Below are 25,600 nucleotides of genomic sequence, written 5' to 3'. Positions count from 1 at the left end.
CGTACCGCGATGACCTGTGACCCGTTCCCTGACTTCCTTCTCAACCTGTGCTCCGGATTGCATCTCTGCGCCGCAAGCCGGCGAATTCGAGCGCTGTTTTACCACGACCGGCTGGATCGAGGCCAGGCAACGCGGGGCACTGCCTGCGAGGACACACCGCGCAGACCGGAGGAGCGTCATCCGTGCGGCGGTCGCATGCGGGTGGCGGACTGGGTACGCGGGTTGACGAAGTTGTCCCGGCCCGGACATCCCATTCGCGCATACGGGCGCCTGCACGCTAATTCGTAACGCGATGCTCTCCCAGAATGCATCGCGAAACCGTGCTATCAAGATAATCCTTCTTATCACAACAGGTCCGTTTATGTCATAAACTCGCACTCATGAAAACGCGTCACACCCCGGAGCGCCGCGCGCCCTCCTCCAGAAATATCGCACCCGCATCGTCATTGCCCGACGCCGATGCGCTCGCCGCACTGCGCGGCTGGTACGCGGGCCTGTCCTCGCGCGACACGGTCGAACGCTATCTGCCGCACGCGCTGCTTGTCCCTGGCGCAAGCGCGCGCGGTATTCTCGGCCGGATCCGCCGGCAGCTCGCCGCCTTTGCGCATGAGCGTCACAGGCCCGACCTCGTCGCCCTGTTCAGCCACCCGGCCAGCGAACGTACCGAACGAAGCACCGCCGTGCTGCACGCGATCACCCTGCTGCCCGGTCTCGCGGATGCGCAACCGCAGATCACCGACGACATTGGTCAGTGGCTACGTCCGCGCGCCGTGCGGGTACTGCGCGCCCACGGCGTCGTGACGCTCGCCGACCTCACCGTGCGCGTGCCGCGTCGCCGTCAATGGTGGCGTGCCATTGAGGGGCTTGGTGCAGCCACCGCAATACAGATCGAAGCATTCTTCGCCGCCTATCCCAATCTCACGGAGCGGGCCCGTGCGCTGGTCGTCAGTCAGCTGCCCGCCGTGCACGCGCGAGATGGCGCGGCCCACAATGTCCTCGCGCCGTGGGAGCGTATTCACGTGCCGCCCGGGGTCGACGGTACCGACGGCACGTTCCGTGCGCCGAGCAACGCCTGCACACTCGACGCAAACAACGATTACGAGGCGGTGCAGGCCTGGCTCTCGCTGCACGAGGCGCCGACCACGCAACGCGCCTACCGCAAGGAGGCCGAGCGGCTGATTCTCTGGGCAATCGTCGAACGTCACCGGGCGCTTTCGTCGCTGACTACTGAAGACGCGATCGCCTACCGTGCGTTTATCCTCGCGCCCTCGCCACGCAACCGCTGGGTCGGACCACCCCGCCCGCGTCACGCGCCTGACTGGCGCCCGTTTGCCCGTAGTCTCTCGGCGCGCTCGGCGGCCTACGCGCTGTCGGTGCTCGGCGCCCTGTTCCGCTGGCTGATCGAACAACGTTACGTACTGGCCAATCCCTTTGCCGGCGTGAAGGTTCGTGGACGCACGCGGGTGGCACCCCTCGATACGTCGCGCGGCTTCACGGATGGTGAATGGCAGATTGTGCGCTCGCTCGCCGATGGACTCGAATGGTCGTATGGCTGGGAAGTCACCGCCGCGCAGCGCTTACGCTTCGTGCTTGATTTCGCGTACGCGACCGGGTTGCGCGCGGGCGAACTGGTCAGCACAACGCTGGGCGACGTGCTGACCGACGCGAATGGCGATCACTGGCTGCGGCTGATTGGCAAAGGCAGCCGGCCGGGCAAGGTTGCGCTGCCGCCACTCGCGCGGCACGCGCTCGAACAGTCGCTGCTGCAACGCGGCCTGCCAGTGACGCCTGCGCGCTGGCAGCCGAAGGTTCCGCTGCTGGCCAGACTGGGCGACGAAACAGACAGTGCCAGCATTACCCCTGCGCGGCTGTGGCACGTGATGCGCAGGTTTTTTATGCAGGCGGCCAGACTGATGGAAGCCGACCACCCGCCGCTTGCAGAGAAGCTGCGGCGGGCCAGTCCACACTGGATGCGGCATACGCATGCGACGCACGCGCTCGCCCGCGGTGCGGAGCTTACCACCGTGCGCGACAACCTGCGTCATGCATCGATCGCCACGACCTCGATCTATCTGCAGGGCGACGAAGTGAAGCGGGCACGACAGCTCGATGCGGCTTTTGGACGGCGTACGTGAGGGATGTACCGCACCACTTGGATCCGAACGGTGAGGATTTTCGGGAGCACATGATCCAGGCGAGCGGCCGGAGCGCGTGGCGAACGTCATACCGTCGTCTCCGGCGGCATCAGCGCGTGACGACAATGCGCGCAGTCGATGAACGCGCGACCGCCGCACCGGGCTCATCGAACAGTGCGTCGGGAAAGTGCCGGCGTCCACTGCAAAGCATGCAGTCGACTGGCGACGGCGACGGGCGGCGAACTGACGGTTAGTTGCGTTGCGCGATAGGCGTAACAGCATATGTGCGTTGAAGGTTAACGCAGGTGTTGCATCACGTCATCGGGATTAGCGCAGCCGCAGGTCGGACCTACACGCCGCACGAGTCGCCAGCCGATCGTGAACGGAGTTTATCCACGGCGCGACCGATTTATCGGAGCTAACACGCTCCAATCTGTCGGCGGTCAACGGCTCCTCATCGGCCAATGCCGACATTGGGCCGATCGGGATTCTATGTCGGCAATCTGGCGGATTGTTGACGGCGGCAGCATTGAACGGCTGGACGGCAGCTTCCTGCATTTGCGAACGCACACTTTCGACCCGAAGCAGCCGGTCAAAGCCTCATGCAAACAACGTCCGATGTCGCGAACAATACGGACGCTCACGAGCGGCTCAAGCATGCTGCAAACATCAATGCGCCTCTGATCAACTGGCCGGCGTCCTGTACTTGAAAGTCCGCATCCGCTCCACTATGTTTAATCATCTGACTCAGCCTCCCCGCAAGTCGCGAGGCTTGTGCCAATCCCGCCTAAGCGGCGACAGCCGTTCTTGTTTCACTTCCATCCCAGCGTAAGCTTTTCATTTCATCGACACCACGCGCGGCGGCGCTTCTCCACAAGCGTGTGCCCCAGGGCGAGTCCTGTCATGTGGCGCCATACCAGGAGATAGGAAATGCGCAAGTCACACGTCGCTGTCGTGCTTTCCCTTTGTTTGGCCTCGCTGGCACACGGTGGCGATAGCTGGGACCCAGGGGACAGGCAAGACAGCCACGGCGGTCATCAGCGAGTCCTGAAAGTGTTTGACGGCCAAGGCAATTATGTCGGTCCCGTGGTACCGATTGACCAACTGACGATAGGCACGGTGGTCCGTGCGAACGGCACCATCATAGTCGCCCCAATTAGTCGGGCCTCGCAGAACGGCCAGGTGTCCGCCTCGCAGTATCAATGGGCGAGCACGCTCACCCCAGTCGAAGCTCCTCCGACAGTGGACTGCAGGAACCTGCCTGTCATCAACGCACTCATCGCCCCCGGGGTGCTAAGGCCATCTTTTAGCGTCAGAGTCGGAAACGTTGCAACGGCGTACATCGGGGGAGACACCTACTCAATACCGACCCCACCGAATGGCCAGTGCACAGGCCAAGGTTCGCCAACACCGGCCTGGTTGGCAGAAAGCGTCTACTCGCTCACGCAGAATCATCCTGAGCCCCTTGCCATTCACTATTGAGCGTTCGGTTTGCCAGCACCGTTGTCGTGCCCCTGGGGATTGCGCGCCAAGTCGAGCCTTCCCCGGCGTCGTGACCTGCGGAGGGCCTTCCCCGTCACGCCGGTTGCCAGCACAGGAGATATGAAATGCGCTACTCGAAAGCTACTGCCCTGCTCGCCCTTTGTCTGGCTTGCTCAGCATACGGCGGCGATGGCCGCGACCCCGCGGACGGCCCAGGCGCTCCTCTGGCAGTGTTCGACGCTCACGGAAAGTATGTCGGGCCGCTGGTTGGGTTCGAGGACAGACCTATCGCCACGGTGATTACGGCCAACGGCGCCATCATTGTCGTGCCGATCAGTCGTGCCCCGAGTGGCACTCACCTCTCCGCGTCGAAGTTCGAATGGAGCAATAGCTCAGCGTTACAGCCGTACGCTTCGTCGAACTGCAGCGGGTCGCCCGTTATCATGAGTAGTAGTATTACCGGCAGCGGTGAAACGGAGCCTGTAAGACCCTCTGCGACAGTCAGGGCAGGAACAGAGACAACGGCATACATTGCGCCGGATGCATACTCGACCACGATTGCGATCCAGTCGGAAATCGAGGGGCCCTTCGGCTGCTCACCATTCAGTCTTACGACAACCGGCTGGTTGCCGGCGAGCACCTACCCGGTCAACCGGAATTATCCCGAACCCCTTACCATCCGTATGGAAGACCACCAGGGTCGCCGCTGAACGACGCGGAGGTCGCGGGCATGCTAAACGGTGTGAAGGGACACATAGATCTCCCGGTTCCTGGCAAGCCGTGTGTCAACCCCGCCCGAAGCGACGACAGACGTGCCGTTCTTAAGCTGAACACCGGAACCTGCCGTCGGGCGGGAACAGGAGATTGAAATGCGCCATTCACACGTCGCTGTCCTGCTTGCCCTTTGCCTGACATCGCTCGCATATGGTGGCGATGGCCGCGACCCCGATAACAGGCAATCCGGCAACCGTGACGATCAAGCGGTCCCGGAAGTATTCGATGGTCAGGGACGGTATGTCGGGCCGCTGGTCGCGTTTAACGGCGCCGAGGTCGCCACGGTCATCGTGGCGAACCATGCCACCATCGTGGTCCCGCTCAGCCGAACCACCAATCCCAACGACGAGTTCTCCGCCAGCCAGTATGAATGGGGTAGCGATCTCATTTCGACCGGTTACTATCCTACGGCTGACTGCAGCGGGCCGCCTTTCATTAACGGCGACTCGCCTGTTAGGCCTTCCGTGACGTTGAGAGTGGGCGCTACCGCAACGGTTTACATTGCTCCGGATACCGACTCAAGCACAATCACGGTCCTGTCGTATGGGGAACCAGGGTCATGCACCACGCTCGGATTCGGCCACGATGTGCAGCCCCCCATAACGGCCGAAGGCTGGGCGCCGGAAAGTACGTATCCGCTCACCCAGATCTATTCAGAGCCCCTTTCCGTTCACTATTGATTCTCTTTGCTGGCCATCGTGTCGTGATGATGCCCGGTGTCGCTGTCGGTAACCGGCCTGTGACCCTCCGGCATCGGCCTGCGCGCACAAACACTCATCGCCGCAGATCTCCGGCGTTTGTGCGCGTCCGCTTTGTGATACGAAACCGGACATTTGAATGGCCACAACCGGCTCGGTTAAATGACTGCATTTGGCCGAACCCGGAAGTTCGTCGTCAGTCGACAATCGATCTCGCCGACTCAGCTCCGAACTTCCGTAGAGACCCGTTGGAGTCACTTATACGTCACGCGCGACCGTCCGCTGCTAACCAGATACCTGACTTCGCAGCTTGCCCTGAGTAGCGTACGTCCGACTGGAGATTCACACGTTGCACCGCGGATGTTCAATGCCAGGCCGCGGCGCCGGTTCGCGTCTCAACGCGAACCGGCGCCATGTTTTTCTGCCATCACGCGTCGACAATCACTTCGAAACCGCCATAGATTAGCCGCTGGCCGTCAAAAGGCATCGGATTGTTATCTGGTTGCAGACGCGGGTCGGCCATTACCGCTTTCATTCCTTCGTCTCGCGACTGATGCGACGGCCAGACAACCCAGGAGAACACCACCGTCTCATCATCCTTGCGCTTGATCGCCATTGGAAACGACGTCACCTTGCCCTCCGGCACATCATCTCCCCAGCATTCGACCACCTTCAACGCGCCGTGCTCCTTGAAGACGGCCGCCGCTCTTTCGGCAAACTGTCTGTAAACTTCGCGGTTGGCTGTAAGCACGGGGACAACAAATCCATCGACGTAAGTCATTCGCAATCTCCTTTTTCCCATACGGACTATAGGTGCCGGTCTGCAGCGAATCGCGACCGCCCATACGCACGACGAGCGGGGAGTCAAGAAATCGACAACAGTCGATTCCCTTGGACCGATAGCCTGCTTTGACCCCAAGCGGCGCTTTGAGGCACGGCGTCGGCCTGCTCACTTAAGCGGTTGCCCAATGCCGAGGAGGTTGCCCTCGCTATCTCGGAACCAAGCAGCTCTTTCGCCGACCCCACCCTTGGACGGGTAATTCCCTTCTATATCAGCGATCCCGTTTATCGTTTTGAGGCCGGGAAGATCGCATTCTTCGAACGCGACTCCACGCTGTCGCAGTTCACTAACAATTGCCTGGATGTCATCGACCTCCCAGGCCATTTGTGTGTGAGTACCTGAGGCCGACCCAGACGACTGAAAGAGTGTGAAGTAGCCCCTGCCGCATTTGTAGCGGAGGCCACCAGCCCGTTCTTCCACTGGCTCAAGGCCGAGCTTGCTCGAGTAGAAAGATCTTGCGCGAGCGAGGTCTTGCGCTGGGATCCGAGTTGCGACGTCGCTGTCTTGAAGCATGGAATACCTCTGAGGTCAAGAAAGCCCAAAGACTTTGTTTGCTCCGTGCTGCGCAACGCTTCCGCATTGCAGCCACACAGTTTCTCGTCAGGAACCAGTTAGTCAGACGGGGACGCACTCATCGCCTTGATCTATCGTAGACCATGCGGCACACAAAACAGTTGCCCCCGAATCCGCTTGGCATCGGGCCACCCGCCGTTTCTAGGCGACGCGATTTGGAAGTACACGTGCGCCCGACCTTGTTCGATGAAATCGAACCTTCCTTTGAATCACGTTGAACGACATTCGGTACCATGTGGTCCACAATCACGAACAAGGTTCCGAACCGAGGCTCAAGTGCTCGAGGACGCGGCACGCCTTGTGGGCCCGGGAGTGAGTCAGCGACGGGGCGTCAGTCGCCGCGCCTCGAAGGTCCGCTCGCCGCGAGTAAGCGGACGCTCGCGACCTGATTGGGAAGGACCGTTCCTGGCCGAACCCGGTCCGATGCTGAATGGATCACATGCAGACTCATCTCGGTGCTGACATGTTCGCGCGTCTTCATCAGGAAGTGCGTTGCGCCCATCCAGAACTTCAGCGTACCAAACGGGTGCTCCACAGTCTGGCGGCGTATGCGCATCATCTCCGGTTTCTGATCGAGCCGCTGCTGCATTGCTTCGACCACGACCTCATGCTCCCAGCGCTTTATCCGTCGAGCCTCTTTGCTGGATGTGCATTGCTTTCTGATTGCACAGGTAGAACAGGCCGAGCTCGAGTGGCAATGCAGCGTCATACCATGCTCGATAGTTGTAAAACGCAAGGTGAGCCGCTGTTGGGCTGGGCAACGGTACTCATCATCCTCGGCAATGTAGACGAAGTCCTGCTTGCCGAAGTGGCCATCTGCGTTCTTGCCCGAGGTCAGTGGTTTGGGAACGAAGGCCGTAATGCCCGCCTCATCGCATTGCAGGATTTCCTCACTCTTGAAGTAACCCCGGTCGGCAACAACGGTCAGATCCTTGATACCGGTAGACGCTCGTGCCTGCCCGCCCACGTTCGTTAGCTGGCTGCGATCGTTGCCGACATTGGTGACCTCGTGCGCCACGATCAGATGATGCGTGTCATCAACGGCCGTCTGAACGTTGTAGCCAACCATTCCTGTTCCCCGACCGCTGGTAGCCATTGAGCGCGCGTCTGGATCGGTCAGGGAAACCTGTCCATCTGGCGACTCGCGCAATCGCTGCTCCATCGCCTTGAGGTCCTGCATCTGCTGCCTGAGCTTGCTGATCTTGTCGCTGATCCGACTCGTCTTCGCCTCGGCAACATCGGATTGAGTCCGGTCTGCAGTCTCCATCGCGGAAAGATATCGTGCGATGCTCTCATCAATCTGCTGCAGGCGCGCCTTGACCTTCGAGCTCGTAAAGTTGCGATCACGATTGTTGACGGCTTTGAACTTGCTGCCGTCGATGGCCACTATCGACTTTGAGAAGAGGTCCAGGTTACGGCATAGCACGATGAACTGGCTGCAGACATTGCGAATCGCTTTGCCGTTGCTACGGCGGAAGTCGGCGATGGTCTTGAAGTCCGGCGAAAGGCGGCCCGTTAGCCACATAAGTTCAACATTGCGTTGAGTCTCACGCTCCGGACGCCGACTGGACTGAATGCGATTCAGATAGCCGTAGATATAAATCTTGAGCAGTACAGAAGGATGATACGAGGGCTGCCCCGTTGCTGCGGGCGCGGTTCCGTCGAAGCCGAGATCATGGAGATCAAGCTCATCGACAAAGACGTCGACTACGCGCACCGGATTGTCATCGGAGACATAGTCTTCGAGATACTCGGGCAGCAGGACAGCCTGCGTACGTCTTCGCCTTCAACGAATCGCTTCATGTGGCCGCCCGATCTGAATGCGTTACTTCAGTTTAGGCGATCAGCGTGCGTTTTCACACAAGCTGGACCCACTGCGGACGGCCACATTTCCATAGCGGTCGTTCAAACGCCGCCACTGTTTGCCAAGGGACGACCTCATGACAACGCCGAGGTGCACTCACTGGACACCATGCAAGAGCGCAAGACGCGCGGCGGTCTCTTGGACAGCCAGACATTTTCTTATTGCGGGAGAGCTACAAAGGCCGCTTCGGGTTGAAAATCCATCCTTCGGGGGCTGCCGGCCGGCCCCGACGCGCAGCGGGTCGTCCATCAGCTTGATCACTGGCCCCCATGTCGCTTGCTCGGCGGCGTTGTATTGGAAACGCACGACGACGAGCACGTCTTTGCGGATCGCCACCTTCTCGTAGACAATGCGTCATTTGGGCGTCAGACGGCAGGGCGCCACGAAGCCGGACCTGCTAAGCTCACAAGCAAACTTCCATGGCGCACAGTCGGTTTCGTCGTCGCAGCGATTAATCAATACGGGATGTGAATGGCAACTTCTAGCGAAAAATCTTCGGGACAAGCACGTTACGCGAGCTATCCCAGTCTAGTAGAGCGGGTCGTGCTCATTACGGGCGGCGCGAGTGGCATTGGCGCTTCGTTCGTCGAGCACTTCGTTGCACAAGGCGCACGTGTGGGCTTTCTCGACATCGACACGAACGCGGGAACAGCTCTTGCCAACTCGCTCGGTAATGCGCGCCATCAGCCGCTCTTCGTCGCCTGCGACGTCACCGACATTCCCGCGTTACACGCGGCCATCGCCGAAGTGCGGGCAGCATTCGGACCGATCGAGGTGCTCGTGAACAACGCGGCGAACGATCGCCGCCACGCGCTCGCCGACGTTACGCCCGAGTCGTTCGATGCAGGAGTTGCAGTTAACGTGCGGCATCAGTTGTTCGCAGCGCAGGCCGTGGTCGAGGATATGAAGGCCGCACGCGCGGGCTCGATCATTAATCTCGGCTCCCATTGCTGGATGCTCAAGAGCAGCCAGTTCCCGGTTTACGCAATAAGCAAGGCGGCAGTACAGGGCCTGACGCGCGGGTTCGCCAAGGACCTCGGCGCGTATGGGATCCGCGTGAACACGCTCGTGCCGGGCTGGGTGTTGACTGAGAAGCAGCGCAACCTGTGGCTCACCGACGAAGGCCGCGAAGAGATACGACGCGGCCAGTGCATCGACGAGGAAATGGAGCCCGGCGATCTCGCGCGCATGGCGCTCTTCCTCGCGGCCGACGATAGCCGCATGATCACGTCGGAGGATGTCATGGTGACGGGTGGCTGGTCGTAATAAGGCCGATTCTCGCCCGGCGGTTTCGCCCATTGACGAGCGGTAGTGGCATGGCAACTTCCGACGAAAGGTTGGCCGATGGTGGAAGCGCGTTCGCGACCTCGCGCAACCAAGCGAGGCCTCGAAGATTGTCGACTATCTCAACCGGATCGTCGACTGACCGCTGATGGCCGAACCCAGAACTTTCTGCAGCCGGACATGCTCTTCCTGAGGGCCAGATAAATGAACTGCCCTTCGAGAATTTCCTTTGACGCTGATTGCAGTGTCGTAACAGCTCGCTGACAATGATGCAGGCGTGCTATTACGCAGATGTCTCAAAGCGCGGATTACGTTGCGGCCCACAGATCGGGCTTGCGGTCGGCTTGCGGTCGTCAACCGGCACATCGCGACTGCGGCGCCGTTCACGATGGGTGCGCGCTCCATGGATCGGCCGGCAAACTCCGCTTTCGCAATGCCCTGCCGGAGGCCGCCCCAAACGCTCCCCGATGCCTCATTGATGCAGAATCGGCGCAAAGGCCACAACGACACGACCTGAATACGATGGACGACCCAGAATCGCTTTCCCTGGCACTCCCCGACGGCACCAAGGTCTCTGCGCTCCTCCGAGCGCCGGAGGACGCGCGAGCCCTGTATGTCTTCGCGCACGGTGCCGGGGCGGGCATGCAGCACGCCGGCATGTCGTCATTGGCCGACGCGCTTGCGGCGGCAAATGTCGCCACATTGCGCTACCAGTTTCCGTACATGGAGCGGGGCTCCAAGCGGGTGGACTCGCCGGCCGTGGCACATGCTGCCGTGCAGACAGCCGTCGCAGAGGCCCGCCGGCGGTTGCCTGCCCTGCCGCTCTTCGCGGGCGGTAGGTCGTTCGGCGGCCGCATGACGTCCCAGGCCCAAGCCATCTCCCCGCTGGACGGCGTGCGTGGCCTCGCTTTCGTCGCGTTCCCGCTGCACCCAGCGGGCGCGCCCGGCGTGGAGCGTGCACGGCACCTGGCGGACGTCACGGTGCCGATTCTCTTCCTGCAGGGCACGCGCGACAAGCTGGCCGAGCTTCACCTGCTAAGGTCGGTCGTCGGGACGCTGGGGTCACGCGCCACGCTGCATGTGGTGGACGACGCAGATCATTCGTTCCACGTGCGCGCGTCCTCCGGCCGGACCGACGCGGAGGTTGTGCTCGAACTGGCACGGACGATGTCGGCGTGGTTCTTCGCCGAAGGAGAGTTCGTGCCCGTTGCCTGAGCCAGCGCAGGAATGCTTGTAGCAGAGTCGGGACGGCGAGCCGGCGAATTCGCCGTGCTGCACTCGCCCGCTCAATCCCTTTGCTATCCGGAGTTGGTCTCTGGCATAGCAACGATAAGCGACACCTGTCGCGTCAGCGACGTGTTCCCAGTGCCGAGTGAGTGAATTTGTCAGATCCACTTGCGGTCATCCGCCCCGGAAATCGCGTAGGGCATCTGCTTTGATTTGGCCGACAGGCCTCCGGCGTCGGTGTCGATCCGTGAGTGACCGCTTAGGGGTGCGGGCGGAGCCAGACTGGCGGAGCGTCGAACGACGCGCATTGGCCGGTCATTGCCCGACCCGGTCGCCCGAAATCGACCCGTTGTCGACGTTCGAAGCGGCGTCCCGCCAACGGCGGATCACAAAAGACAACCGGACATCCAGCCGCCCTGCTTTCCGAAATAACGCGGCATTGGTTTGCATACCTTGCAGTCCTATGCGACGACCCAGTCGTGGCCAGCAATCGGACCCCCGGCTTGCTGCATGCGACCGCCCGAAACCAGACCGCCAAGATCCACAGGTGCGTAGCCAAAATCGCTGACGAGTCCGATCACCACCGCGTTCGCGCCCTTGTCGTCACCGGAGACGAAGATGACGCGCTTTCCGTCATGAAAGTTCGGGCCCTTGTCGTAGTGCTCCATGCGAATGGCATTGAACGCCTTGACCACGCGAGCCGCTGGCGCGTGTACCGCGACGATCTCGCTGGCGCCCTTGTCCCCCAAGTCGGCCAGAATCAATTGAGGCTCATAGTGCGTAAAAGGGTTGGTGGTATCTACCAGAATGCGACCCGCCCAATTGGGCAGCCCATCCAGGGCCGACGGTACTTGAAGCCATGGAACGGCGAGCACGACCAGGTCGAGCCGGGCCACCTCCTCTACCGTATCTGCCGACGCGTTCGGACCGAGTCCGGCCACGATATCGCCCAAAGCCTGTGGCCCACGACGAGCGCTCAAGACAACCTCATGTCCTGCTTGAATGGCACTCCTGGCGATAGACTGCGCTACAGCACCGGTTCCAATAAAACCAATCTTCATTTCGACACCTCAGCGGCAACGTGAGTCAACGAAGCCATGCTCCTCCAGGAGCACGGCACTTGGGAGAACGGCTTGATCAGGTTGATGAGTGCAGGTCGAGCAGCACCTTGCCGCCCTTGGTTGCGTGAGCGACGGCCTTCTGGTAGTCCGCAAGCGGATACACGGCAGCCACTGGCAGGTCAAGTTCGCCGAGAGCCATCAGTTCGGCAGACTCCTTGATTGCGTCTGCGATGTACGGCTGGTATTCGGGAAGGTCCATATAGATGCCGCGCACGACGATGCCGCGCAGATGCAGGTCCACGATCTTGACCGGCGTGACCAGTTCGCCGCTCGTGAACGCATAGCTGACCAGCGTACCGTTTTGCGACAGCACGTCGATCAGGCGTACCGCAGCCGAACCGCTCAGGCCGTCGATAGCCAGACGGACGTTGCCCGGACCGACTGCGGCCCTGGCCCTGCCGATGGCGCCCGGCTCATCAACGAGAACGACGTCCCCACCAGCTTCTTCCAGTTCCTTGACCAGTTCCGGACGACGTACGAAGTTGATCGTCCGCAGGCCTCGCTTCTTCGCCAGGGCGATCACCGTGCGGCCGATGCCGGAGTTGGCCGCGTTCTGCGCGATCCAGTCACCTTCCTTGAGGTCAACGAAGCGCCCGAGCAGAAGTACGGCCGTGGGAGGATTGATCCGCAGCATGGCCAGTTGACGTGGATCGACAATGGCAGGCAGCGCAATCAGCCCCTTGGCCGGGATCACCAGGCGCTCGCGCCAGGTCAACGCATAAAGCGGGGGCAACACGCGGTCGCCGACCTTCACGCTGGATACATTCGGACCGACCTGCAGTACGCGCCCGACGCCTTCGTTGCCCACGATCGAGGGCAGTGAAGTCGAGTAGACGAAGCGATTGGTGATGACGGCCAGGTCATTGCCGTTGATGGGGGCATACTCCATCGCAATCAGGACTTCATCCGGGCCCGGGTTGGCCGGCTCCGGAAGGTCAATGAGTTTCAGAGTCTCCACAGGGTTACCGAAAGCGGTGTTCTGGATAGCGCGCATGGCTTACGTCCTTTCACAAGATTTGGTGGAAAGCCGAAGGGCGATACTTCGGCATTCGGAGTCCGTTTCGAAATCGTGCCAAGCTGGGGTGAGCGCTACGAAGCCACCCCTCTTGACGAGGGGCGCCGCCTCACATTGCGCAGGAGGTGTAGCTCTGGAACGCGAAGAGCACCGTGCCGGTCTTTCCCCGGCGATTGGCATGTTCAAGCGCGCCCAGGAAGTCGCTCGCCTGATAGCGTTCCGCTACGGGGAACAGGTTTGGGAAGTTGCCTGCGAGTTCGAGCGCCTTGGTCAGGTCTGCCTCGCGTACTGCAGCAGGTTCGAGTTGCCAGCTGAACATCGACACACCCTTGATGGTCAGCGCTCGAGGGGCAATGGAACGAATGTCCGTCGTAGCGCCGCCCAGGGAGCCGTAGCTAACGATCGTTCCACCGCGAGCGAGGAAGCCCGCTACGTCGGGCAATAGCGCGCCGCCGACGCCATCGAATGCCACGTAGACCGGCTTGTTCGCAAGCGCATCGCCCAGTTCGTCCTTCCAGCACTGGTTTGCCGTGACGATGACAGAAAGGTTGGGGCGAGCAGCTTTGAGCGCCTGCGCGCTCGCTGCGGAGCCGACGAGCAGGATCGGATTGACACCCGTTTCGACGAGCAGATGAGTGAGCAGCTTTCCGACGGCGGAATTGGCAGCCGTCTGAATAACCGTGACATCTTCGCGCCTGTCTTCAGGCAACGCGTTGTGACCAGCCCGCATCGCAAGCCGTGCAGTCAATGTGTTGACCATCATTTGTGCTGCGACCTCGTCGCTCACTTCATCGGGCACCGGTATCAGCGACTGGACGGGCGCGGCAATCCGGGAGCTCCATGAGCCATTGACGGGAAAGAAGGCCACCCGTGTGCCAACCTGAATCCTGTGTGAAGGGGCGACGTCAGCGGCGAGCGATTCCACCACACCAACACCTTCGACGCCGGGCACTTGACCTCCGCTCGGAATAATGGGAGCCGCCCCGAAGGCCGGGGAAGCCGAGATGCCCAGCAAGTCGCCCGGATGAACCGGTGCGGCGGACACGCGCACGAGAGCCGTTCCGCTCGCAAGAGGCGGGGCATCGGAAAACGCCTCCAGTCTGAGCACCTCGGCAGGCTCGCCGTGGTTGTTGTGAACAATTCGCTGCATCATAGACTCCTTCTGCAAGGATTCAATTATTGGAGCGATCGCTCCTTTATGGCAGAATAGGTTTGTCTCTACAGCATGTCAAGGATTTTTGGAGCTATGACTACAAAAAAAGATACGCAACCCCGGCGTAGCCGCGGCAGGCCCTCAACCTTTGATCGCACAGAAGCTCTGAACCGGGCCATGAAGCTCTTCTGGGAGCAGGGATACGAAGGAACCTCCTTTGACCAGTTGATCCAGGCCATGGGAATCAGCCCGTCGAGCTTCTATAACTCGTTCGGCAGCAAGGAAAAGCTCTACAAGGAAGCGACTGACGCATACCTGAGCCTGTCCGAAGTCTGGTTTGCTGGCGGACTGTTCGGCACGGCCGACACGCGAGAAGCGTTCACGAAACTTCTCGACGCCACCGTCGTGGAATTCACGCGAAAGAGCCACCCGCCGGGCTGCATGATCTCTCTGGCCGGCACTCACCTGCCATACGAACTCGCTTCTATTCGCGAGACGATGGCCGGGCACCGCGCAAAGGCTGAAGACATGATGGCGCAGCGGTTGCGCAAGGGCGTCGAAGACGGCGACTTACCGCCTGACACCGACGTGCCCGCACTTGCTGCCTTCTACAGCGCCGTGACCCGTGGAATGGCCGTCCAGGCACGGGACGGAGGCAGCCCGCAGAAGCTGAAGGCGATCGCAGACGTCGCCATGCAAGCATGGCCAATTCAAAGTGGTCGCGTCAGACCTGCAAGGCCGCGGGGGTATCGCGTCGTCTGACTCGCCATGCTGCACGGAGTTGTCCAGCACCGGTTCCCGCAGGGCGTCGGTATGGAGCGTCACGCTCTGCTTTTCTTTCGAGGACAGATGCAGCATCGGGCGTTTTTGGCCGACGAAGCAACGCTTGTTGTCGCGAATCGAGTGGCCGCTTGCTGTTGCGTAGCCGTCGTCTGAGCGACCGAAGAATGGCCCCGACGAATGACCGTTCGTGGCCGTACCCGGAAGTACACGGCCGGGTGACGAATTTCCGGACGCGACCCTGAGGAGACATACAGCTTCCTCGATAAGAGACGTTCGTGCGGAACTAGCGAGGGTTACGCCTCGTCGTAATCTTACATCAGGAGCAACGTCGGGTGGGTCAACCACGCAACGGCACGTTGCGTGGCAACGGGATCCTCCGCGACGACTAGCCCTGTTTAAACAATTCCAATGACAAGTGCAGTCTTCGAAGCTGGAACGCCTCTTACGATCAAATCGGGCAGGCGTTGTGGATCAGACCAGTGCGCGCCCGATCAGACGAACTCGCGACACCCCTCCGTCCGGCAGAATATTGAAGCGCACATGGGTAACCCGCGTTATCCGTTCAGGCGAGAACGAACGTAAGCAGTCCATTTCCAGCTTCTGCTCGTCGAGCAACACGGGCCAGAACATCGATTGGGTAATGAGCGACTCGTCGGTGCCTGCCGTAACGAATGCGCCTTGAAGCGAGCAACGGTCCGCGAAATTGCCTTTGAAATGCGCGGTGTCGACATCGATCCTGCTGATTTCGCCAGCCACCGCGAGTTCGACGATGCACCAGTCACAGCCCGGTTCGCGACGCCGACGGGTTTCCCAGCCTTCGCCCATGTTGGCTGCACGCGTGGGCAAAAGCAGATTTGACGCGAGGCCGTAGTGCTGGTTGTTCGCCGCAACGATCCGCGCACCGTTCATCGCTGACGCGAGATCGAGTTCGGCGCCCGGCGCGAGTTCGCGGCGCGGCCGGCCGAACACGCGCAATCGCGCGATACCGCCGTCCGGGTAGATATTCAGGCGTACGTGCGTGTAGACCGCGCCCTCGGCCGCCTCGATTGCGCGAAAGTGATGCGCGTTTCCGTTCAGCGCCATCGCGGGAAGCACTTCGGTCCATTGCGCATCGGCGGGCGGAATGTCGTCATCCGAGCGACACGCGTCTATCGATGCCGCCGGAGGAAAGTTGCCGGTGAAATGGCTCGTGTCGATATCGACGCCCATCAGTTCGCCCGCCGTGCCCAGCTTGACGATACAGAAATCGTGGCCAGTCACGCGCTTGCGACGCGATTCCCAGCCGTCCATCCATTTGCCGTTGTCATCGTATTTGCCGGGTATGAACACGGCCGGCTCCGGATTGAGCATCCGAGCCATCGGCGCGAAAAAATCACCACTGGTAAACACAGCTTGCGCGCCGAGACGTGGGTCCGCGAGATTGATGCCTGTGCGCGTAAAGGCCGGCGCGTTCGGGTCGAGAGTGGGAATGGCCATGTGTGTGAGCGTCTATCTGAGATTGTTGAAATGATGAACGCTCAGGCGTCCGGAACCCACGGTTGCGTGCCTTGCAGATCGGATACGAAGTCGTCAAGCACGGCGATGTCAACCGGTTTCGGCGTGTTGTCGCCTTGCCCCTGAATTTTGACGATGTCCTGCGGACACGCAGAAAACGCAACGAAGCAATCCATTTCGGCGCGTAGCGTGATGTACTCGCCAGGCTTTGTCACGGTAGGCAACGTATGCAGCGTGATACCGTCCGGGTGCACGCGGATATTCATGAAGATGTTGAACGAAGCGAGGTTCTGGCGCGGCGGCGTTATGCCGAGTTCGAACATACCTTCGAACATGTTGTCGCAACAGTTGCGGTGGTAGCCGCGCACGCCCAGCAGTTCATAGCGTTTGCGATCGCAGGCCGCCATGAAGGTGTCATGGACACCGGGCGTCGTGTCTTCCACGACGGTCAGCACCGGATTACGCTGGTTGGTCACGAAGCTGTCTCCAACCACCGGATTGAGCCGCTGGTTCCAGACGCGCGTGGTCTCCATGCACATGTATTCGTTCAGGTCGTACGCGTTCCAGGCCCAGCAGTCTACGACTTGCGTGCCATGGGTATTGATGACCCGTACGGCCTGGCCCGCTTTCAGTCGGACTGCTTTGCCGTGGCCGGCGGGGACGGTTACTGCAGGTTGATCTGTATAGCTCATGAGCGTGAATTTTCCGGAGTAAAGCGATAGAGAAATTGCTGGAGTCGTGGCGACGAGGGTGTGTCGAGCACCTGCGCGGGCGGACCTTGTTCGACGATGCGTCCGCCGTCCATGAAGACCACGCGGTCCGCGACATCGCGCGCAAAGCCGATTTCATGCGTGACGACAATCATCGTCGTATCGTTCGCAGCGAGTCCGCGCATCACCGTCAGCACTTCGCCGACCAGTTCGGGATCGAGCGCGCTGGTTGGTTCGTCGAACAGGATGACTTCCGGCGCCATCGCGAGTGTGCGGGCAATGCCGACACGCTGCTGTTGGCCGCCCGAGAGGTTCGCGGGCATCGACGTGTGCTTGCCGCCCAGCCCAACCTGGCTCAGCGCTTCGACGGCGACGTCAGCGGCGGCGAGACGGTTCATCCGTTTGACCGACAGCAGCCCTTCCATCACGTTTTCGAGCACCGTCATATGCGGCCACAGATTGAAACTCTGAAACACCATGCCGATGCGGCTGCGCTGCGCCCGTATCTCGCGCTCAGGCCGCGGGCTCGTCGCGCCGTTCGGGTTCTCGCGCAAGCCGATCCGCTGGTCGCCGATCCAGATGGCGCCTTCGTCGGGCGGCGAAAGCCAGTTCAGGCAGCGCAACAGCGTCGATTTTCCGGAGCCCGACGGACCAAGTACGCAGACCGTTTCGCCGCGCGCTACGGTCAGATCGACGCCGTCGAGGATGCGGTTCGCGCCGAACCACTTGACTATGCCGCTCGCCTTCAACGCTACGGGCGGCGTGCTGTCGGATAGGTTCATGCTGATCACCGGGGCTGGGCGACCCGATGGTCGCGGCCGAGGCGGCGCTCCCAATTACGGGTCGAAAAGTGGATGACGGACGTCGCGGCCCAGTAGACCATCGCGACGACGAAATAGACTTCGAGCGGCGCGTACGTGTCGGACACGACGGCCTTCGCGGCGAACATGAATTCGTGCACAGAGATCACCGATAGCAACGCGGAATCTTTGACGAGACCGATCAGCAGACCCGTCAGCGTGGGCAGCAGCAGCGGCAGCGCTTGCGGCGCGATGATGCGGCGCGCGATCGCGACCGGCGACATGCCGATCGCGACTCCCGCTTCGACGGTTCCAGCGGGCACGGCGGCAACAGCAGCCTGAATCACTTCTGCGACGTACGGGCCGTAATAGACCGCGAGCGTGACCGTGCCGACCAGCGGCGCGGGCAGCAGCACGCCGAAATCCGGCAGTACGAAGAACATAACATACAGCAACACGAGCAGCGGCAAGCCGAGCGTCAATGCCGTGTAGCCGCGAATCACCGCAGCCAGCCACGGACCGCCGCGTCGCTGGCCGACCGTCAGCAGCACGCCAAGCACGCCCGACATTCCTGCGCCGGCCGCACACAACCAGCCCGTGCTGCCGAGTCCTGCTGCAAGCTCCGGCCAGTAGCCGGACAGAACGCTGAGATCGAAGGTCATCGCGCAACTCCCGTCGCGACCTGCTCGACGCCTGGCGCGCGCGGCGAACGCTGTGCGCGCCGCGCGGCATAGATAACCGGCAACGCGACCGCCAGATAGCCGACGCTGACCAGCAGCATCACTTGCGTCGACGTGTAGGTTCGCGCGATCACCATCTGTCCCGCGTACGTCAGTTCGGTGACGGCGACGACCGACGCGAGCGGCGTGGTTTTCAACAGGATCGTAAATTCGTTGATGAGTGCGGGCAGGCTGGCCTTCAGCATCTGCGGCAGCGCGATCCTCAACGCGATGCGCCACGGCGCCATACCGAGCGCAGTCGCGGCTTCGTACTGGCCAGGAGTGATCACCCGCAGATTGCCTCGCAGGATTTCCGCCGTGTAGGCGCCGCTGTTCAGGCCGAGCGTGAGCGCGGCTGCCAGCATCGGACGGCCGCCCAGCCCGATCAGCGGCAACGCGAAGAACAGCACGAACAGTTGCACGAGGGCGGGTGTGCCGCGCATGAAGCTGATATAGAGTCGCGCGCCCCAGCGCAACGGCGCAACGCGTGTCAGTTGCATCGCGAGCGCGAGATGGCCAAACACGAGACTGCCGGTTGCGCCGAACAGCGTCAGTTCCACGGTCAGCAGCCAGCCGTCGATGAGTGTCGGCAGGCTGTGGATCACTTGCGGGTCAAAGCCCATCACGGCTGGTTCCCGGAATCAGAGTTGATCGAGGTCTTCGACCGCCGACAGTTCGAGCGCGCCTGGCACGTCGTTGCCCGCAATGCCGGTGCAGCACGCCGATACGATGAACACCATGTCCGTCACCACCCGGCACGCGACGAAATCGCCGGCTCGCGTGACGTTGGGCAGCGGTTCGATGCGGCCATCCTGATGCAATGCCACGTGCATGAAAAGGTTGATCGGGTCGGGCATTTTGGGCGGCTTCAGGCCCAGCGATTGAATCACCGCGCCGACCGATTCGACGCAGCCGGTCTGTCCCGCGTAGCCCTGGTCCGCGAGATACGCGGTTGTCGATGCCGGGAGCAGCAGATCGTGTTTGCCGCTCGAATCCTTACCGAGCACCATCAGCGCGCGGCGGCGATTGCTGACGATCCGCATGCCCGCCTGCAGCACGTACGAATTGCTGAACACGCGTGTGTGATGAACCGACATGTACACATCGTCGTTGATCCGGCTGAAGCCGAACATCGACGCGACCGAGCCCGGTTCTTTCGCCTCGATACGCAGGATCTGGCCTGCCTTGACGTCGATCGCGCGCGATTCGCCCGCAGGCACGGCGACGGTTCGCGGGGACAGCGGTGCGCGCAAAGGCGGTTCTTTGAGAAGCAGCATGTTGAGTCCGTTCAGGCGGCGACAGGCGTCGCGGGCAGGATGGAAATGGCGATGTCGGTAACCTTCAGGCCGTTGCCGGGAATGATGTCCTGCGGACACGACGACACGGCACACACCAGGTCTTCGAGCACGTCGAACGTGATGTAGTCGCCCGGTTTGCTGGTCGGATCGGTGACCTGCATTCGGCAATCCCGCGTGACCGGGCCGTTCTGAAACAGGTTGAACGGCTCCGGCACATCGAACGGCGACAGCCCATACAGAGCCAGACCCGCGTGCATGTTGTCGAGGCAGTTGCGATGCCCGCTCACGTTGAAATCGACCGTGAAACGCGTGTCGTCGCAGGCGGGCACGTTGGCATCGTGAATGCCGACGGTGTCTTCGACTACCCGCAACAACGGGCGCCCCAGCGATGAATACAGCGCGTCGCCGACGTTGAAAAACAGCGCCCGAAGCTGGCGGCGCGTATGCGTCGGCGACAGCTTCTCGCCATGGTTCGACTTGACCACCGCGACAAAGTCGGCGGCCTGCTGCCCCTCGACGTCCATGATGGTCAATCGTTGGCCCACCTTCACTTCGAAGGTACGTCCATGTCCTGCCTTGACGGTGAGAGTCTGTACTGGATCTGTCATGTGATTCGGTCTGCTCGGTTTACTGCGCGGGGATGAAATCGGACGTCGGTGTATCGAAGCTCACGCCTAGGCTGGCCTTTTGCAGGCGTGCGAGTTCGCCGGACTTTTTCATGGCGAGGATCTGGTCGCTGATCGCCTTGTTCAGACGTATATCGTCCGGGCGAGTCGCCCAGGCAATCCATTGCGAAGGTCCGAGCTCACCAGTCGATTTCAGCTTGCCCGGATTCTGTTTGATAACGCCCGCGAGCACGGTCATATCGTCGAACGCGAAATCGGCGCGACGCGTCATCAATGCAGCCACTGTCTGATCGACGCTATCCACGCTGATCAGCTGGATCGGCGCAAGACCTTTGGCTTTCAGCGTCTCGTTGAACTGCTTGAGGATCTGCTCGGGCGCGCTCGCGCTCTTGACCGCAGCCGTCAGTCCGGCGAGAGACTCGATGGTGGCCTGCTGCGGAATTTTTTTGAAATCGGCGCGCACCAGAGCGCCATTCACGGTCTTGCTGGTCGGCACTATGTAAGCGAGACGCTTTGCACGTTCGGCGGTTACGTTCAGCGCAGAACCTTCGACATCGAACGAATGCGCGAGCAGGCCCGGGATGATTCCGCTGAATGCCATGCGCTGATATTCGATCTTTACTCCTAGACGCTTCGCGACCGCAGCCATGACGGCCGGATCGAAGCCAACAATGTTGTTGCTGGCGTCGGTGTATTCATACGGCGCAAAGGTCGGATCGATCGCGACGGTCATCGTGCCGCGACTCTTGATGTCGTCGAGTGTATCGGCATTTGCGGCTACCAAGTGGACCAACGCGCCGCACGGAAACAACGCGGCGAGGACGATGCTGGACAGGCGGCGTTTTGACATCAGGGAACTCACGTAGAGAGGTGGACGAACCCGTCTGAACGCATGATCCGTGCCAACTTATGCGTGAAACTTAGGTTTCACGAAGCAAACGATGAAAACACATGTTTCTACGATGACTTTAGAGAAACAAAAATTTCACGATCCAAGGTACGATTTATAGTGACGTCATCGCAGGATGACGACTGACCGCACCTGCTGCGTGCAAGAAAACAGCGATGCACGTTCGCGGTGCCGACGCTGCACCACGGCGGGCGCTCCACTTACTCACAAGCATCGAAATGTCAAAACCTCAAACGAAACAGCAAAAGCGCGCACCGCAGTCGATCGAGAGTCGCATCGCCGAATGCTACGACGAACTGTCCGAGATCGATCAACGGTTGGCCGATGTCATTCTCAGTGCTCCGGGGCAACTGGCGATGCAAACTGCTACGGAACTGGCGGCGACCGCGCAGGTGTCGAAAGCGACTGCGACACGTTTTTTTCAGAAGCTCGGATATACGTCTTATGACGACGCGCGTGCGATTGCGCGCGCGGCACAGGTCGGCGGTTCACCGTTGTATCTACAGGATCGGGGTCGCAAGAATGCGAGTACGAAACTCGACGACGTGATTCAGGCGCATTTGCAGCATGAGGTCGAGAACCTGGCAAATACGTACCGGTCGCTCGACACGCGCGTGCTGAGTGAGGTGGTCGAGGCAGTTGCACACGCGAGGCGCGTGGTGATCATCGGGTATCGGCATAGTCATACAGTAGCCACGATGATCAGGCGCGAACTGATTCAGGTGCGCTCCGACGTAATGTTGTTGCCTGCGCCGGGCGACACCATGGGCGAATATCTCGGCGACCTGACCGCGAAGGATGTCGCGATCATCGTAGGCTTACGGCGCCGTGTGCCGGCGGTCGGTCTTGCCGCAGTTTCACTCGCTGAGGCCGGCGTGCCGATTGTGTATATGTCGGATGTCATTGCAGGGAAGCCGGCGCGATTGGCGCGCTGGGTAATCCGTTGCCACACGGATGGCCTGATGCTGTTTGACAGCAACGTCGGCATGACGGCGGCCGTCAATCTGATCTGCTCACTGGTTGCCGAGCGCCTGCTCGAACGGGGCAGCAACCATTTACAGCGGGTCGAAATATTGCACGAAAGTTTGCGTGAGTTCGAGTGAAGACGTAGAGAGGCACCTAAAGGTCCTGCCGCACCTGTTAGGCACAGGTAATATTTCCACGAGTAATGTTGAGGGGATGAACACCGATTGTTGACAATTTTCGTCGCTTGTCGAACGTCTCAAGCTGGCCGGTCCTTGCCTGTCCGCGATCGGCAACACGCGGCCCCGGCTGGCGTCCTTCGTGTCGACGCCGACTGAACCCCAGCGAGCGACCGGACTGAACCCCGTGCCATACTTGCGGATCCTCTCGCCCATATGTCAACGACCATGGTGACCGCCCTTTCCGCGTCCATCGGCTTTAACTTCAACCCACTCGACCGCCGCTCCGACAAGCGGAACGACCACACCTTCTTAGAGCATCTACGAAGCGACCCGGCCGCGCGCTTTCTCGTTTTCGACGGCGACGTCCCCTTGCTCAAGCGAGGCAGCGAGTATGACCCGTGGTTCGTCGCCAGCGAGACCGCTGTCTTTGGTCAGCCGCTTCATAGCATCTTCCTCGGGGAAGACACCGACGGCAGCGGACGCTTCGCGCTCGGCTTCGCGCTCAACCTTGCGCCACTGGACCCATCGCCAAGCATCGACTATGACCGCATCGACCTTCGCTCGCTCGCGCTGCAAGACCTCGTCGCTGCGGGAACGCTGGGAATACTGGCCGAGGCGAAGTCGATGCTCGACTGGCATCGCCGCCACTCCTTCTGCGCAAACTGCGGCTCCGCAAGCCGCGTCACGACGGCCGGCTGGCAACGCATCTGCGATGTTTGCGGCGCACGCCATTTCCCGCGTGTGGATCCAGCCGTGATCATGCTGGTGATAGGCGACGAACGCTGTCTCCTCGGACGCCAGCGCCATTTCGCCCCTGGAATGTACTCGGCGCTTGCTGGTTTCGTTGAACCGGGTGAGACCGCGGAAGACGCCGTGCGCCGCGAAGTGATGGAGGAGGCTCGCGTGAAGTGTGAGCAGGTTGTCTACTTCGCGTCGCAGCCGTGGCCGTTTCCTTCATCGCTGATGATCGGCTGCTTTGCGCAGGCGAGCGACACCGACATCGTCGTCGATATGGACGAACTCGAAGACGCCCGCTGGTTCTCGCGCCAGGAGGTTGCGGCGATGCTCGCGGGAACGCACGCGGACGAGCTGTCGGCGCCTAAGCCGTTCGCCATTGCCCATCATTTGCTACAGGCGTACGTCGAGAAGGGTGGCTCGGTATTGCTCGGCTGAGCGCCCCGCAAAAGGAGCGCTTGCAATTGAACGGAATCGCCTAGTGCGCGAGGCCAGAAGCTGGATCGGTCACTCCGGCGTAAGGCGTCGGTGGGGACCGGTTCTCGCCGCCCCTAAGTTTATCCCGTCGGCCCGAGTCGAATGACGCGCGACGACCCAAGCCGTGTGGAAACGCCAAGAGAGTTTCAATGCACGCGGTTCCAACCTCGCATCGCACGTGTGGCGGGTTGCATGTTGACAGTTCATTCGGCGATGACGAACTGCTGAAGGGGTCTAGCGCCCTTTAACTGGCGATTGTGAGCTTGTTTTTAAGGTCGATGGGTGCTCAGGCACCCACCAGCCGCATCGCTTTCATTGTCCTTTTGAATCCCAGGATTCTCAGCACTCTCATGAGGTTGTAGGCAAGCACGTTCAGACTCATCTCGGTCCCCACGTTGGGCAGCCGGCGTGTCAGGAAGTGCGTGTAACCCATCCAGTGCTTGAACGTCCCGAAGACATGTTCGACGGTGCGTCTGCGTATCGTCATTGCCTCTGGCGTTTTGTCGAGTTGACGTTGAACACCTTCCAACACGGACTCGTGCTCCCATCGGGTGATTCGCCGATATGGACTTGGCGTGCATTGTGATTTTATTGGGCACTGAGGACAGGCGCTGCTCCAGTAACGGCGCAATTGCATACCGTGTTCCTCCCCGGTGAAACGGTAGATTGCCCGTTCACCGGCTGGACACTGGTATTCGTCGTCCCGCGCAATGTAGATGAAGTCAGCCCTATCAAATCGACCATGGCATTTCGCGCTTGATGTCGTGGGTTCGGCAGCATTACCGCGATCCCGGCATCCACACACTCTTTGATCTGAGGCCCGCTATAGTAGCCACGATCGGCGACTGCCCGCAGTCTGCTCTTGCCCATCGCATCGCGTGCAGCTTTCGCTATGGGGCTGAGTTGCGCCCGGTCGCTGCCAGAGTTTGTGACCTCGTGAGCAACGATGAGGTGGTGTTTGGCGTCTACTGCCACCTGTACGTTGTAGCCGACCATTCCCGAGCCTTTGCCGCTCGTCGCCATGGAGCGCGCGTCGGGATCAGTCATCGAGAGTTGGCCATCAGGCTGCGTCCTGAGTTGCTCCTTGATCTGATCGAGGTTTCGCATCTGTTCGCGCAAGCGTGCGATCTTGTCCTGCAACCGGGTCGTCTTCGCTTCCAGCTCAGCGGGTTGCGTACGATCGGCAGTCTCCAGCGCGTTCAGATACCGCTGGATACTCTCCTCTATCTGCTTCTGGCGCTTGTCGACCTTACCCTCTGTGAAGTTGCGATCGCGGGTGTTGACTGCCTTGAACTTGCTACCGTCGATGGCAACGAGCGCCTGCGAGAACAGCTTCAGTTCGCGGCATAAGACGACGAAGCAGCGACATACGTTGCGGATGCCGGTGCCGTTGTCACGGCAGAAGTCAGCGATGGTCTTGAAGTCCGGCGCCAAACGGCCCGTGAGCCACATCAATTCAACATTGCGTTGGCATTCACGTTCCAGGCGGCGGCTCGACTGGATCCGGTTCAGGTAGCCGTAGATATAGATCCTCAGCAGCACGCCTGGATGATAGGACGGGCGACCTGTAGTCGACGGCATCGCTCCATCGAATCCCAGTGATTCAAGGTCAAGCTCTTCAACAAACGCCTCGATGATTCTGACCGGATTGTCCTCGGCGACAAAGTCATCGAGGCACTCTGGAAGCAGCGTCACCTGCTTGCGATCTTCACCTTCTATGAATCGCTTCATCCGGT

The 25,600-nt window shown here is 60.9% G+C and carries 21 protein-coding genes and 2 pseudogenes; 7 read left to right on the top strand and 16 right to left on the bottom strand.

What is annotated here, in order from left to right; translation table 11 throughout:
- Positions 1 to 380: 380 nt before the first annotated feature.
- Positions 381 to 2,135 (top strand): phage integrase family protein, encoded by a 1,755-nt coding sequence (locus ACQKRQ_RS26680; protein WP_427480545.1) that lies wholly within the window; start codon positions 381 to 383, stop codon positions 2,133 to 2,135.
- Positions 2,136 to 4,486: 2,351 nt separating this feature from the next.
- Complete coding sequence (locus ACQKRQ_RS26675) at positions 4,487 to 5,071, top strand: hypothetical protein (protein ID WP_427480543.1); 585 nt, start codon at positions 4,487 to 4,489, stop codon at positions 5,069 to 5,071.
- Between the two features lie 445 nt (positions 5,072 to 5,516).
- Here ACQKRQ_RS26675 and ACQKRQ_RS26670 read toward each other — a convergent pair whose 3' ends face one another.
- The 3 genes and pseudogenes from ACQKRQ_RS26670 to ACQKRQ_RS26660 form a co-directional block, all read right to left on the bottom strand.
- On the bottom strand, positions 5,517 to 5,870 hold the full coding sequence (locus tag ACQKRQ_RS26670) for a DUF1428 domain-containing protein (protein WP_427480542.1): 354 nt from the start codon (positions 5,868 to 5,870) through the stop codon (positions 5,517 to 5,519).
- 168 nt (positions 5,871 to 6,038) lie between these two features.
- A complete protein-coding gene (locus tag ACQKRQ_RS26665; RefSeq protein WP_427480540.1) occupies positions 6,039 to 6,443 on the bottom strand; it encodes a VOC family protein in 405 nt (134 codons plus the stop codon).
- A 391-nt stretch (positions 6,444 to 6,834) separates the two neighbouring features.
- Positions 6,835 to 8,306, bottom strand: a pseudogene (locus ACQKRQ_RS26660) (IS1182 family transposase).
- Positions 8,307 to 8,838: 532 nt separating this feature from the next.
- Here ACQKRQ_RS26660 and ACQKRQ_RS26655 point away from each other — a divergent pair.
- On the top strand, positions 8,839 to 9,633 hold the full coding sequence (locus tag ACQKRQ_RS26655; RefSeq protein WP_427480538.1) for an SDR family NAD(P)-dependent oxidoreductase: 795 nt from the start codon (positions 8,839 to 8,841) through the stop codon (positions 9,631 to 9,633).
- A 540-nt stretch (positions 9,634 to 10,173) separates the two neighbouring features.
- The gene (locus ACQKRQ_RS26650) at positions 10,174 to 10,866 is read left to right on the top strand and encodes an alpha/beta family hydrolase (RefSeq protein WP_427480536.1); all 693 of its coding nucleotides are present in this window, start codon (positions 10,174 to 10,176) and stop codon (positions 10,864 to 10,866) included.
- Between the two features lie 327 nt (positions 10,867 to 11,193).
- Here the strand turns inward: ACQKRQ_RS26650 and ACQKRQ_RS26645 are convergent, their stop codons facing one another.
- From ACQKRQ_RS26645 to ACQKRQ_RS26630, 4 genes are all read right to left on the bottom strand, one after another.
- Complete coding sequence (locus tag ACQKRQ_RS26645; protein ID WP_427480535.1) at positions 11,194 to 11,328, bottom strand: hypothetical protein; 135 nt, start codon at positions 11,326 to 11,328, stop codon at positions 11,194 to 11,196.
- Positions 11,329 to 11,339: 11 nt separating this feature from the next.
- Entirely contained in the window at positions 11,340 to 11,939 is a 600-nt protein-coding gene (locus tag ACQKRQ_RS26640) for an NADPH-dependent F420 reductase (RefSeq protein ID WP_427480533.1), read from the bottom strand.
- 76 nt (positions 11,940 to 12,015) lie between these two features.
- Positions 12,016 to 12,993, bottom strand: a complete 978-nt coding sequence (locus ACQKRQ_RS26635) for a zinc-dependent alcohol dehydrogenase family protein (protein ID WP_427480531.1) — start codon at positions 12,991 to 12,993, stop codon at positions 12,016 to 12,018.
- A 130-nt stretch (positions 12,994 to 13,123) separates the two neighbouring features.
- Positions 13,124 to 14,167: an alcohol dehydrogenase catalytic domain-containing protein gene (locus ACQKRQ_RS26630; protein ID WP_427480529.1), complete on the bottom strand. Its 1,044-nt coding sequence runs from the start codon at positions 14,165 to 14,167 to the stop codon at positions 13,124 to 13,126.
- 177 nt (positions 14,168 to 14,344) lie between these two features.
- On the opposite strand from ACQKRQ_RS26630, the gene ACQKRQ_RS26625 reads away from it, so the two are divergent.
- Entirely contained in the window at positions 14,345 to 14,929 is a 585-nt protein-coding gene (locus ACQKRQ_RS26625; RefSeq protein ID WP_427480527.1) for a TetR/AcrR family transcriptional regulator, read from the top strand.
- Positions 14,930 to 15,421: 492 nt separating this feature from the next.
- On the opposite strand, the gene alc is transcribed toward ACQKRQ_RS26625, so the two are convergent.
- The 8 genes from alc to ACQKRQ_RS26585 are packed head-to-tail and all read right to left on the bottom strand — an operon-like array spanning position 15,422 to position 21,447.
- Positions 15,422 to 16,426 carry an allantoicase gene (gene alc, locus ACQKRQ_RS26620; RefSeq protein ID WP_427480525.1) on the bottom strand — a complete coding sequence of 335 codons (1,005 nt, stop codon included), beginning with the start codon at positions 16,424 to 16,426 and terminating at the stop codon, positions 15,422 to 15,424.
- A gap of 41 nt (positions 16,427 to 16,467) precedes the next feature.
- Positions 16,468 to 17,136: a DUF1989 domain-containing protein gene (locus ACQKRQ_RS26615; RefSeq protein ID WP_427480523.1), complete on the bottom strand. Its 669-nt coding sequence runs from the start codon at positions 17,134 to 17,136 to the stop codon at positions 16,468 to 16,470.
- Complete coding sequence (locus ACQKRQ_RS26610; protein WP_427480521.1) at positions 17,133 to 17,936, bottom strand: amino acid ABC transporter ATP-binding protein; 804 nt, start codon at positions 17,934 to 17,936, stop codon at positions 17,133 to 17,135. Before ACQKRQ_RS26610 ends, ACQKRQ_RS26615 begins: the two co-directional genes overlap by 4 nt.
- Positions 17,937 to 17,941: 5 nt before the next feature.
- A complete protein-coding gene (locus tag ACQKRQ_RS26605) occupies positions 17,942 to 18,616 on the bottom strand; it encodes an amino acid ABC transporter permease (RefSeq protein ID WP_427480519.1) in 675 nt (224 codons plus the stop codon).
- The gene (locus tag ACQKRQ_RS26600; RefSeq protein WP_427480902.1) at positions 18,613 to 19,296 is read right to left on the bottom strand and encodes an amino acid ABC transporter permease; all 684 of its coding nucleotides are present in this window, start codon (positions 19,294 to 19,296) and stop codon (positions 18,613 to 18,615) included. The genes ACQKRQ_RS26605 and ACQKRQ_RS26600 overlap by 4 nt, the downstream gene beginning before the upstream one ends.
- A gap of 18 nt (positions 19,297 to 19,314) precedes the next feature.
- Positions 19,315 to 19,950, bottom strand: coding sequence for an urea carboxylase-associated family protein (locus ACQKRQ_RS26595; protein ID WP_427480517.1), 636 nt, complete (start codon positions 19,948 to 19,950; stop codon positions 19,315 to 19,317).
- An 11-nt stretch (positions 19,951 to 19,961) separates the two neighbouring features.
- Positions 19,962 to 20,579 carry a DUF1989 domain-containing protein gene (locus tag ACQKRQ_RS26590; protein ID WP_427480515.1) on the bottom strand — a complete coding sequence of 206 codons (618 nt, stop codon included), beginning with the start codon at positions 20,577 to 20,579 and terminating at the stop codon, positions 19,962 to 19,964.
- A gap of 19 nt (positions 20,580 to 20,598) precedes the next feature.
- The gene (locus tag ACQKRQ_RS26585) at positions 20,599 to 21,447 is read right to left on the bottom strand and encodes a transporter substrate-binding domain-containing protein (RefSeq protein WP_427480514.1); all 849 of its coding nucleotides are present in this window, start codon (positions 21,445 to 21,447) and stop codon (positions 20,599 to 20,601) included.
- Between the two features lie 278 nt (positions 21,448 to 21,725).
- Between ACQKRQ_RS26585 and ACQKRQ_RS26580 the strand changes: the two genes are divergently transcribed.
- The gene (locus ACQKRQ_RS26580) at positions 21,726 to 22,610 is read left to right on the top strand and encodes a MurR/RpiR family transcriptional regulator (protein WP_408320937.1); all 885 of its coding nucleotides are present in this window, start codon (positions 21,726 to 21,728) and stop codon (positions 22,608 to 22,610) included.
- Between the two features lie 267 nt (positions 22,611 to 22,877).
- The gene (gene nudC / locus ACQKRQ_RS26575; protein WP_427480512.1) at positions 22,878 to 23,825 is read left to right on the top strand and encodes an NAD(+) diphosphatase; all 948 of its coding nucleotides are present in this window, start codon (positions 22,878 to 22,880) and stop codon (positions 23,823 to 23,825) included.
- A gap of 325 nt (positions 23,826 to 24,150) precedes the next feature.
- On the opposite strand, the pseudogene ACQKRQ_RS26570 reads toward nudC, so the two are convergent.
- A pseudogene (locus ACQKRQ_RS26570) lies at positions 24,151 to 25,595 on the bottom strand (IS1182 family transposase).
- Positions 25,596 to 25,600: the final 5 nt, after the last annotated feature.

The organism is Paraburkholderia sp. NPDC080076 (genome assembly GCF_050281145.1).
Classification (GTDB): domain Bacteria; phylum Pseudomonadota; class Gammaproteobacteria; order Burkholderiales; family Burkholderiaceae; genus Paraburkholderia.
The sequence above is the reverse complement of the archived record's forward strand: the minus strand, read 5'-3'. Positions and strand labels throughout refer to the sequence as shown.

Coding starts and splice junctions, on each gene's coding strand:
- ACQKRQ_RS26680 (WP_427480545.1), top strand. CDS start 381: ATGAAAACGCGTCACACCCCGGAGCGCCGCGCGCCCTCCTCCAGAAAT.
- ACQKRQ_RS26675 (WP_427480543.1), top strand. CDS start 4,487: ATGCGCCATTCACACGTCGCTGTCCTGCTTGCCCTTTGCCTGACATCG.
- ACQKRQ_RS26670 (WP_427480542.1), bottom strand. CDS start 5,870: ATGACTTACGTCGATGGATTTGTTGTCCCCGTGCTTACAGCCAACCGC.
- ACQKRQ_RS26665 (WP_427480540.1), bottom strand. CDS start 6,443: ATGCTTCAAGACAGCGACGTCGCAACTCGGATCCCAGCGCAAGACCTC.
- ACQKRQ_RS26655 (WP_427480538.1), top strand. CDS start 8,839: ATGGCAACTTCTAGCGAAAAATCTTCGGGACAAGCACGTTACGCGAGC.
- ACQKRQ_RS26650 (WP_427480536.1), top strand. CDS start 10,174: ATGGACGACCCAGAATCGCTTTCCCTGGCACTCCCCGACGGCACCAAG.
- ACQKRQ_RS26645 (WP_427480535.1), bottom strand. CDS start 11,328: ATGCAAACCAATGCCGCGTTATTTCGGAAAGCAGGGCGGCTGGATGTC.
- ACQKRQ_RS26640 (WP_427480533.1), bottom strand. CDS start 11,939: ATGAAGATTGGTTTTATTGGAACCGGTGCTGTAGCGCAGTCTATCGCC.
- ACQKRQ_RS26635 (WP_427480531.1), bottom strand. CDS start 12,993: ATGCGCGCTATCCAGAACACCGCTTTCGGTAACCCTGTGGAGACTCTG.
- ACQKRQ_RS26630 (WP_427480529.1), bottom strand. CDS start 14,167: ATGATGCAGCGAATTGTTCACAACAACCACGGCGAGCCTGCCGAGGTG.
- ACQKRQ_RS26625 (WP_427480527.1), top strand. CDS start 14,345: ATGAAGCTCTTCTGGGAGCAGGGATACGAAGGAACCTCCTTTGACCAG.
- alc (WP_427480525.1), bottom strand. CDS start 16,426: ATGGCCATTCCCACTCTCGACCCGAACGCGCCGGCCTTTACGCGCACA.
- ACQKRQ_RS26615 (WP_427480523.1), bottom strand. CDS start 17,136: ATGAGCTATACAGATCAACCTGCAGTAACCGTCCCCGCCGGCCACGGC.
- ACQKRQ_RS26610 (WP_427480521.1), bottom strand. CDS start 17,936: ATGAACCTATCCGACAGCACGCCGCCCGTAGCGTTGAAGGCGAGCGGC.
- ACQKRQ_RS26605 (WP_427480519.1), bottom strand. CDS start 18,616: ATGACCTTCGATCTCAGCGTTCTGTCCGGCTACTGGCCGGAGCTTGCA.
- ACQKRQ_RS26600 (WP_427480902.1), bottom strand. CDS start 19,296: ATGGGCTTTGACCCGCAAGTGATCCACAGCCTGCCGACACTCATCGAC.
- ACQKRQ_RS26595 (WP_427480517.1), bottom strand. CDS start 19,950: ATGCTGCTTCTCAAAGAACCGCCTTTGCGCGCACCGCTGTCCCCGCGA.
- ACQKRQ_RS26590 (WP_427480515.1), bottom strand. CDS start 20,579: ATGACAGATCCAGTACAGACTCTCACCGTCAAGGCAGGACATGGACGT.
- ACQKRQ_RS26585 (WP_427480514.1), bottom strand. CDS start 21,447: ATGTCAAAACGCCGCCTGTCCAGCATCGTCCTCGCCGCGTTGTTTCCG.
- ACQKRQ_RS26580 (WP_408320937.1), top strand. CDS start 21,726: ATGTCAAAACCTCAAACGAAACAGCAAAAGCGCGCACCGCAGTCGATC.
- nudC (WP_427480512.1), top strand. CDS start 22,878: ATGGTGACCGCCCTTTCCGCGTCCATCGGCTTTAACTTCAACCCACTC.